Origin of the sequence: Mycobacterium sp. (genome assembly GCF_049281135.1) — a bacterium.
GTDB lineage: Bacteria > Actinomycetota > Actinomycetes > Mycobacteriales > Mycobacteriaceae > Mycobacterium.
The window spans coordinates 1-6,006 of sequence record NZ_JBAPRN010000759.1; the positions used below are offsets into that span (position 1 = coordinate 1).

Annotated in this window: 7 protein-coding genes and 1 pseudogene; 2 read left to right on the top strand and 6 right to left on the bottom strand. The window is 65.7% G+C overall.

Translation table 11 applies throughout. From position 1 onward, the window contains the following. The 3 genes and pseudogenes from WAN02_RS30040 to WAN02_RS30050 all read right to left on the bottom strand — a co-directional run. Nucleotides 1-1,052, bottom strand: a 1,052-nt coding sequence (locus WAN02_RS30040) for an ATP-grasp domain-containing protein (RefSeq protein ID WP_422269027.1), incomplete at its 3' end; no start/stop codon positions are given. Next, entirely contained in the window at nucleotides 1,049-2,326 is a 1,278-nt protein-coding gene (locus tag WAN02_RS30045) for a hypothetical protein (RefSeq protein WP_422269028.1), read from the bottom strand. The genes WAN02_RS30040 and WAN02_RS30045, both read right to left, overlap by 4 nt. Nucleotides 2,327-2,589: 263 nt before the next feature. Further along, nucleotides 2,590-2,676: pseudogene (locus WAN02_RS30050) on the bottom strand (hypothetical protein); the annotation flags it as partial. A gap of 134 nt (nucleotides 2,677-2,810) precedes the next feature. On the opposite strand from WAN02_RS30050, the gene WAN02_RS30055 reads away from it, so the two are divergent. Then, nucleotides 2,811-3,488, top strand: coding sequence for a DUF732 domain-containing protein (locus WAN02_RS30055; RefSeq protein WP_422269029.1), 678 nt, complete (start codon nucleotides 2,811-2,813; stop codon nucleotides 3,486-3,488). A gap of 95 nt (nucleotides 3,489-3,583) precedes the next feature. On the opposite strand, the gene WAN02_RS30060 is transcribed toward WAN02_RS30055, so the two are convergent. Together WAN02_RS30060 and WAN02_RS30065 are read right to left on the bottom strand one after the other, a co-directional pair. Beyond that, nucleotides 3,584-3,931 carry an EthD family reductase gene (locus tag WAN02_RS30060; protein WP_422269030.1) on the bottom strand — a complete coding sequence of 116 codons (348 nt, stop codon included), beginning with the start codon at nucleotides 3,929-3,931 and terminating at the stop codon, nucleotides 3,584-3,586. Between the two features lie 84 nt (nucleotides 3,932-4,015). After that, the gene (locus tag WAN02_RS30065; protein WP_422269031.1) at nucleotides 4,016-4,852 is read right to left on the bottom strand and encodes an enoyl-CoA hydratase/isomerase family protein; all 837 of its coding nucleotides are present in this window, start codon (nucleotides 4,850-4,852) and stop codon (nucleotides 4,016-4,018) included. A 252-nt stretch (nucleotides 4,853-5,104) separates the two neighbouring features. On the opposite strand from WAN02_RS30065, the gene WAN02_RS30070 reads away from it, so the two are divergent. Then, entirely contained in the window at nucleotides 5,105-5,674 is a 570-nt protein-coding gene (locus WAN02_RS30070) for a TetR/AcrR family transcriptional regulator (protein ID WP_422269032.1), read from the top strand. A gap of 57 nt (nucleotides 5,675-5,731) precedes the next feature. Here the strand turns inward: WAN02_RS30070 and WAN02_RS30075 are convergent. Next, nucleotides 5,732-6,006, bottom strand: a 275-nt coding sequence (locus WAN02_RS30075; RefSeq protein ID WP_422269033.1) for a ribonucleotide-diphosphate reductase subunit beta, incomplete at its 5' end; no start/stop codon positions are given.

Genomic DNA, 6,006 nt, shown 5'->3' on the forward strand with positions numbered 1-6,006 from the left:
GCGAAGCCAAGGGCGCCGCAGGCGGCGCTGATCGCGGCGACACCCCGATGACGCGGCTGGCCGGTCACGATCCGCAACCGCGGTGCGCGGCCGGCAACGGCACTCGGTTGAGTCCCGGCGCCCGCTTGTGCCACCGCACCGGCCCCAACACTGGCCACGGCAGCCCCATCCGCTGGGTCCGTTGCGCACCTTGCGTTTTCGTGTGCGTGCGCCCGACCGGCCAGCCACGCCGCAAGAGCATCGACCGCGTCCGGGCCGTGCAGGTCGCGGTCGCTGAACTCGACACGCGCGTGGTTGACCTCAAGCACGCACGGACCGGCCGCGGTCTCGACGATGTCGACGCCGCCGACCTCGACGCCGACGGCACGGCATGCCGCAACCGCGAGCGCAACCCGGTCGGCCGCCAGTGGGTACGCCTCGAGGATGGCGCGGCGGCCGTGATCATATGTCGCGTGCACGCCGTCGAGCGCCACCCGGGTGACGCCGGAGACGACGCGGTCGCCGATGACGAGGAGGCGCGTGCAGCGCGCACCCTCGGGCAGGTAGGACTGCACGACGCGGTGCCTGCCGGTCCACGCCCGATCGAGCTCTGCCGCGTCCCCGACCAGCTCGACGCCCTGCGAGCGCAGCCCCCAGTTGGTCTTGATGATGACGGGGTAGCCGATCAACGCCGCGGCGTACCGGGCGTCTTCGAGCCTGTCGGCGCGGCGGGAATTCGGGATGGGGATGCCCGCGTCGCAGAGCCGCACGAGCTGGTCCCACTTGCCCACCTGCTCGGTGTTCGCATGCTCGACACTGTGGTGGTCGCAGTACGCCCGCACTGCGGCGAGGGCGACCGGACGTCTGTAATTCCACGCGAACACGAGCGAGCTGCGCGGATCGAGCCGCGGACCGCACCGCACCACGATGCCGTGCCGCCGTCCTGCCTCGGCTAGCAGGCGTGGCGTCGGGTGCGCCGGCCGCGTGGTGAGCACGGTGACGATGGGTGCGGCAACGACGGGCGCGGTCGTGAGCACGGCTGCCGCGGCGCCGCGTCCCACCGGGACGCTCACGCGGCGCTCACCGGGGAAATCCCTGATACCGGGTGCCGCGCGCCGGCTCCCGGTACCAGCCCTTCCAAGTACTCGGCGACGAGCATGTCGTCGGTCAACGAGTCGCAGACAGGGTCACCACGGTGCAACTGCGGATAGACATTGATTTCGAGCAGGCTGACCTGTGGCGCGTCGCTTGGCCCCGACACCAGCACGTCGATGCCCCACAGCATCACCTGCGCGGCGGCGGGAGCGCCGTGCCCACCCGCCGCCTGCGAGTCACGCCACGCGAACACGAAGTCAATCAGTGACCCGCACAATCGCTCCACATCGCGGCTCAGGGCGGCGTGGTACGCGGGGTCGGCGGCCAGCGCGGCCGCAATTGGCCTGATGGACGGACCGAGCCCGAGCCGGTTACGCAGCGACGTGTTGGTGATCTCCGCCTCCGGGAGCAGCCGCGCGTACGGAGCGGCCGAACCCCGGGCGAGTATCGGGCCGACTCGTCGTGAGCGCGCCCGGTCCCGCGCATCGACGAGCAGGTAGCAGCGTAGGTCCGTCTTCGCTCCGTCGACGACCAGTGGGGCGGCCGTCAGCTCCTGGACAACGAACCGTGCGTCCGCCGCGACTGGGTCGCCGACTGTGCCGCCAGCCGCCACCACCTGGATGCCGCGCCCGCCGCTGCTGTTCGCGGGCTTGATGATGCAGTCACGGCCGGCGAACGACGCGAGCGTCGCTCCCAACTGTGCGCCGGTGCACGGCTGGGTCTTCGGCCGCGCGATCCGCTGCCCGGTGGATTCCTCGTACCAGCGCAGCGCGTACTCGAGCTGGTCCTTGCGGCCCAAGCGGCTCAGCCGGCCGGGCCCGTTCGTCGGCGTGCCGCGCCGAGCCAGGGCGTAAAGCGCGCGTGCCGTGGTATCGGCAGGAATGCCCTCGCACCGGATCCCGGCGGCGGCCAAGCGCCGCTCCGCGTCGACTTCCTCAGGTGTGAGCGGCATGCGATGCTGCCCCGAGGCGGGGAAGTGGCACAGCGCGGTCGCCGCGATGGATGACCGCGGTATCCATACGCGATACTCGCCGTCGGCAAACTCAAGAAACGGCGGCCGGATATGCCACGGCCCCTCGTGATCGCCGCCGATCCCGTCGTAATTGGGGTCCAACTGGTGCCAGCACGCCACTAGCACGCGCACGCGCCGAGAGAATAAACGCGCCACCCGCATCACGCTCGCGGCCAGCGGAGTCTCGCCGAGGACTCGCGGTGCCGCTGTTTCGAGGAGGGCGACGGTCGGAACGCTCAACGCTTACCCCTTTCACCCCGTTTCGGTATTTTCTTAGTGGCCGCAGCCGGGCACATAAGTGGTCCAGTACGGCATTTCAATCGTTTGTGTATCTAGCTCGCTCCGGCGGCGGTCGTGGGGCAATAGGTGTCGCGACCGGGAAGCTTAACTCAACATGAGTGCAATATAAGCAGGTCCTGACAAAACTTGAGGATCAGGTGTCGTAGCGCAGGACCGAGAGGGCATCGACTCCGAACTTTGGCTCCTGGCTGCCGTGCGCCGTAGAAGTTCCAGTTTTCATCTTCGGTGACGACGGCCTTACCGATCACGGACGACGAACCCGAGCCGCAGAGGAAGTCGGGGTTCTGATCCGGTACCAGCCGGGCGCGGCGGCGCCACCACCATCCGAGAACTTCCGGCAACATGCGGAAGGCCCCGAGCCGGAGTCACCGCCGCCGGGATGTCACACCTGCCTGGGACGCTCTCACCACTTGGAGGTGAAGCGATGTCCACGCAAACACAGGCTGCAGCGCCCGACGCCGGCGAACCTACTGTCGTCGTCGATGACGACAAGGCCGCCGCGCTCGCCGGGCTGGCATGGTCGGAGGCCGATGACGACGAGACCTTCTCGTTCGATCAACACGATCGCACGACGTTCTGGCTGCGGCTCTATGTCGGAACCGTCGCCGTCGTCGTTGTCGTCCTGGGCGTGACGCTGTGGTCCGTGCTGAGCCAGCGTTCCGAGCCCGAACCCGCTGCGGCGCACAGGGTCCCGGTGTCGAGCACAGCGGTCGTGACACCGGTCCCGTCCGAACCAGACGACAAGGTCGTGCCCTCGACGACGGAGTCTGCGCCGCCGCCCGTGATCACCGAGCCGCCACCGGTGACGACAGAGGCGCCGCCACCGGTGACGACATCGACTCCGGTTCAGGGCGACCCGCAGGCGCGGGATGCCGCGTTCATCAGGTCATTGCAGGCTCACGGTATGAATTTCGCCAGTGAGGCCGCGGCCATCGAAGCCGCGGGCGGGGTCTGCGCCAATCTCGGGCAGGGCTACTCCGAGTCGAACGTCGCGGCGGCTCTGCGGAACGCGAATCCCGGCCTCACCTTCCGCAGCGCCTATGAGTTCCTGGGTCTGTCGACGACGTTCTACTGCCCGCAATTCAACGGAGGCCACGAGTGAGACTCACCATCGTCACCACCGTAATCGCTTCCACGGCCAACGCTTTCGCTGCACCGGCGCCGCGATGAGGGTTTACTGCCCGGAGATAGCCAGCACTACAACGAATCTGGGTGGTCGGTCAACTCGGACTGGGGCACTTCGACGTCGGAGACCAGCACCCGTACGCCGCCGGTGGCAAGCCGCGCCATGGCGGCGAAGAACTCGCCTGCTTCCGGTGTGGTCACTGCCGTACTGACGGCAGCGTAATCCGGGTAGTACAGGTCGATCATGCGGTAAGCCGGCGTGGGACTCCCATCTTCTTTCGGCCAGACCTTCGACGCCTCGAGCCGGAGATATCCCGGTATTCGTCGAGCGGCCTCCAGCTGCTCGGACTCATAGGCGGCCTCGAAGGCGTTCGGGTCGGTGGGGTTGTCGTAGATGACCGTAATCTTGGTTTCGGACAATGGATTTCCCTCTCGTCGTTGATCGCTGTCATGACCCTGGCACCGAAGCGTATCGGGTTGTCGGGCAAATCTGCGGTCATCGGGTCAGTTGTTGTCGGCGCCAAGATCGGCAAGGTAGTGGCCCATCCGTGCCTCGAAGTCGGGACCAACTTCAGAGGCCCTACGACGGAGTCTGGCTCCCCGGTCTTGCACACTTGGCCGTGAGAATGTGCCGAGAAATACGTCCTGCGTCTGGATCAGATCATCAGAGGAAGCCAGGGTCCTACGATTGATCAGCTGCTTCGCGTCAGCGAGCGCAGACTTGTCGAACGAGGCGATGCGCCGGGCAAGGTTGTCGACGAAGCCATCAAGCTGGTCATCAGGGAGCGCGCGGTTCACCCAGCCGTACTTCGCCGCCGTCGCCGCGTCGAAGTCGTCACTGCCAAGAATGATTTCCAGTGCCCTGGCCCGTCCGACGAGAAGAGGGAGCCGCTCGATCCCGCCGCCGCCCGGGAGAACGCCCGCACCCACTTCGGGTTGTCCGAAAACCGCTCGCTCCAGGCTTGCGAAGCGCATGTCGCATGCCAGGGCAATCTCGGCACCTCCGCCTCGCGTGCGACCTCGAATGGACGCGATGGTCACGACCGGCGAGGTGGTCAGCCGTGTCGTGGTGTCGATGAACGCCGGCAGACCAGTAGGCCCGGGCGCCACGGGGGTCTCTGCCACACGGGAGACGTCGTAGCGATTGATGAAGAAGTCGGGGTGAGCGCTTTCCACCACGACTACCTGCAACGTGTCGTCGGACTCAATAAGACCGACCAACTTTTGTAGCTCGGTGATGGTGTCCGGATCCATGAAATTTATTGGCGGATTACTGAACGTCACCCGCCAATATCCGGTCGATACCTCGGTAATCGTGAACTGGGTCAATAAGGCCGACATCAGAAGGATCCCTCCATTGCAGGGCGCGGCACAGCGGAAGCGTCAGGCGCCCAGTCTATTTGAGCCGCGGAAATGAGGATGACAGTCATCATCCTCATTGTCAAGAGCGGGTTGTCATGCTCTGCTCGGCGCGCTGCGGAGGTGGTGAATCAAGTCGTCCTGTCACGACCGTGGTGGTTACGTTCGCCTCAACAAGATGATGGCTATAATCGCCAGCAGCAAACTGATGTCGCATCGGTCGGAGGTCCATTCGTGGGTAGTTCGCAGGCTGACAAGGCCGCGAGCCACGATCGAATCGTCAACATCGCTGCGGCCCGAATACGCCGTGATGGCATCAACGGTGTCGGAGTGGCGGAGCTGATGCAGGAAGCCGGCCTGACCCACGGCGGCTTTTACCGACATTTCAAATCCCGAGATGACCTGGTCGGCGCCGCGGTGGAGTGCGCCTTGGCTCAGGGAAGCAAGCGGACTTTGGCGGCGACCACCCAAGGTGGCATGCGGGCGTTCGAGGCGATCGTCGACGGCTACCTGAGTCCGGACCATCGCGACCTCCCAGAGGCTGGATGCGCGGTGGCTGCGCTGGCCGAGGACATTTCGCGTGCCGATGATTGGCCCCGCGAGGCCTACGGTCGCCAAGTTGAGCAGTACCTCGAGGTCCTAGCCGGATTGACCCCAACCTCGGATGCCGTTAGTGATCGACGTCGCGCCTACTTAGTACTCAGCGCGCTGGTCGGGGCCGTTGCAATGGCGCGAGCTGTCGGCGAGGTCGGTCTGTCCGACGATATCCTCACCGAGACTGCGGCGGCACTCAAGGATCTCTAGACGAGCACCGCGCAAAGCGCCAAACCTCTACTGCTACAAGGACTCTGAGCTAGGAATTCAGAAGTTCCAGTCCTCGTCTTCGGTGTTGACGGCCTTACCGATCACGTAGGACGAGCCCGAGCCGGAGAAGAAGTCGTGGTTCTCGTCGGCGTTCGGCGACAACGCCGACAGGATCGCCGGGTTGACGTCGGTCTCATCACGCGGGAACAGCGCCTCGTAGCCAAGATTCATCAGCGCCTTGTTGGCGTTGTAGCGCAGGAACTTCTTGACGTCTTCGGTGAGCCCGACCTCGTCGTAGAGATCCTGCGTGTACTCCACCTCGTTGTCGTAGA

Excerpts from the sequence above, each read along its gene's own strand:
- WAN02_RS30055 (WP_422269029.1), top strand. The coding sequence starts at position 2,811 with ATGTCCACGCAAACACAGGCTGCAGCGCCCGACGCCGGCGAACCTACT.
- WAN02_RS30065 (WP_422269031.1), bottom strand. The coding sequence starts at position 4,852 with ATGTCGGCCTTATTGACCCAGTTCACGATTACCGAGGTATCGACCGGA.